This is a genomic window from Pseudomonadota bacterium (assembly GCA_039196715.1).
GTDB lineage: Bacteria > Pseudomonadota > Gammaproteobacteria > CALCKW01 > CALCKW01 > CALCKW01.
Window position 1 is genome coordinate 1 of sequence record JBCCUP010000163.1, and the last position, 2,326, is coordinate 2,326.

Sequence of the window (2,326 nt, forward strand, 5' to 3'; positions counted from 1 at the left end):
GAGCTGCGCCAGCAGGACCGGACCAGCCGCATGCTGTTCGACTTCAGCTTCATCATCAACTACATCTCGACCTTCACCACGCTGGTGCCGGGCGACGTCATCGTCACCGGCACCCCGACCGGCGCCGGCGCACGCTTCGACCCACCGCGCTACCTCGCACCCGGCGACGTGATCGAGGTGTCGGCGACGGGACTTGGAACGCTGCGAAACACCGTCGTGGACGAGGTGGCACCATGACACCCGAACAGGCGGCCGACATCGGCGCTGCGCTGCACGAGGCCGAACGCACCCGCACCCAGATCGGGCTGATTTCGCAAGCGCACCCTGACATGACCATGGACGACGCCTACGCGGTTCAGGACGCCTTCGTCGAGGCCAAGCGCGACGCGGGCGCGGTGCAGCGCGGGTGGAAGATCGGTCTGACGTCGAAAGCGATGCGCGACGCGCTCAAGATCGACATCCCGGACTCGGGCGTGCTGTTCGACGACATGTTCTTCGACGACGGTGCGACAGTGCCGGCCGACCGCTTCATCCAGCCGCGCATCGAGGCAGAGATCGCCTTTGTCATGGCCGAGGACCTGAGCGGCCCCAACGTGACCGCCTGGGATGCGATGGCCGCGACCGACTACATCCTGCCCGCGATCGAGATTCTCGACACGCGCGTGATCCGGCAGGACCCGGAGACCGGTGCGCTGCGCAAGATCACCGACACCATCGCCGACAACGCCGCCAACGCCGGCATCGCGTTGGGCGGTCGACCGGTGTCAGTTGACGACGTCGACATGCGTTGGATCGGTGCGATCGTCTCGCGCAACGCCGAGGTCGAGGAAACCGGCCTCGGCGCCGGTGTGCTCAACCAGCCCGCCCAGGGCATCGCCTGGCTCGCCAACCGCCTGACCACCTACGGCGCGGGTCTGCGCGCCGGTGATGTGGTGCTGTCGGGCTCCTTCGTGCGCCCGGTCGAGTGCCCGCACGGCAGTACCCTGCTCGCCGATTTCGGTGAGTTCGGCAGTGTCAGCTTGTATTTCGCCTGAGAAACCCCGCATGCCCGCGCCTACCAACCTGCTCAAACGCCGCCTGCTCAACCGCGAGCTCACCACCGGTCTCTGGCTCGGCTTCGCCGACCCCTACCTCAGCGAGCTCAGCGCCCGCGCCGGTTTCGACTGGGTCGTGGTAGACAACGAACACTCGCCGAACGACATCAAGAGCACCGCCGGCCAATTGCAGGCGATTGCCAGCACCGACACCGCCGCGGTGGTGCGGCCGGTCATCGGCGAGAGCTGGCTGATCAAGCAGCTGCTCGACATCGGCGCACAGACCTTCGTGATGCCGATGGTCGAAACCGCCGAGCAGGCCGCTGAGCTCGTGCGCGCAACACGCTACCCGCCCGACGGCATCCGCGGCGTTGGCGCCGCGCTCGCGCGGGCGTCGCACTTCAACGCGATCCCCGACTACCTGCAGACCGCCAACGCCGAGATCTGCACGATCATGCAAATCGAATCCGCGGCGGCGGTGGAGAACATCGAGACGATTGCCGCTGTGGAGGGCGTGGACGGCTTGTTCATTGGCCCGGCCGACCTCTCGGCTGACATCGGCTTCCTCGGCCGGCCGTTCGAACCCGAACCGATGGCCTTCATCGACGCCGCCATCCAACGCATCCTTGCCACCGGCAGGTTTGCCGGCATCCTCACCGGCACCACGCACCACGCGCAGCACTACATCAACCTCGGCGCGACCTTCGTCGGCGTCGGCACCGACATCACCTGCTACGGCAAGGCGGTGCGGGAGCTGGCGGGACACTACGCCAAGCAAGCGGCCGAGGACACCGACGCGCCGAGCGGTCCTTACTAGCTGCAGCGCGTTCGCGGCGGCCAGTTGTTTGGGCGACGCCCCGATCGCTTGTGGGAGCGCGGGCTCTGCGAAGCAGACCCGGGCGAATCGGTGTTGGCCCTGGCCTCGTGCCATTCTCGCCATCTTGGCTCCGCCAAGGATGACGCTCCCACGGGGTTGGTGGCGGCAGAGTGTTTTGGCGACGCCCCGATCCACTGTGGGAGCGCGGGCTCTGCGAAGCAGACCCGGGCGAAGCGATTTTAAATCAGGCCGCGTGGCCTTCGCGCTATCTTGGCTACGCCAAGGATGACGCTCCCACGGGGCTTATAGCGATGGATTGTTTGAGCGACGCCCCGATCCACCGTGGGAGCGCGGGCTCTGCGCAGCAGACCCGGGCGAAGCGGTGTCGAACCGGGCCGCGTAGCATTCGCGTCATCTTGGCTCCGCCAAGGATGACGCTCCCACGGGGTTGGTGGTAACCGATTGTTTGGGCGAC

The 2,326-nt window shown here is 66.9% G+C and carries 3 protein-coding genes; all 3 read left to right on the forward strand.

Features of this window, described 5'->3' with window-relative positions; all coding sequences use genetic code 11:
• Positions 1–237 (forward strand): fumarylacetoacetate hydrolase family protein (locus tag AAGA11_23085; protein ID MEM9605757.1); only part of this gene is annotated, 237 nt, incomplete at its 5' end.
• Positions 234–1,034, forward strand: coding sequence for a 2-oxo-hept-4-ene-1,7-dioate hydratase (gene hpaH, locus AAGA11_23090; GenBank protein MEM9605758.1), 801 nt, complete (start codon positions 234–236; stop codon positions 1,032–1,034). The genes AAGA11_23085 and hpaH, both read left to right, overlap by 4 nt.
• A 10-nt stretch (positions 1,035–1,044) precedes the next feature.
• Entirely contained in the window at positions 1,045–1,851 is an 807-nt protein-coding gene (locus tag AAGA11_23095; protein ID MEM9605759.1) for an aldolase/citrate lyase family protein, read from the forward strand.
• Positions 1,852–2,326 lie beyond the last annotated feature (475 nt).

Coding starts and splice junctions, on each gene's coding strand:
- AAGA11_23095 (MEM9605759.1), top strand. CDS start 1,045: ATGCCCGCGCCTACCAACCTGCTCAAACGCCGCCTGCTCAACCGCGAG.
- hpaH (MEM9605758.1), top strand. CDS start 234: ATGACACCCGAACAGGCGGCCGACATCGGCGCTGCGCTGCACGAGGCC.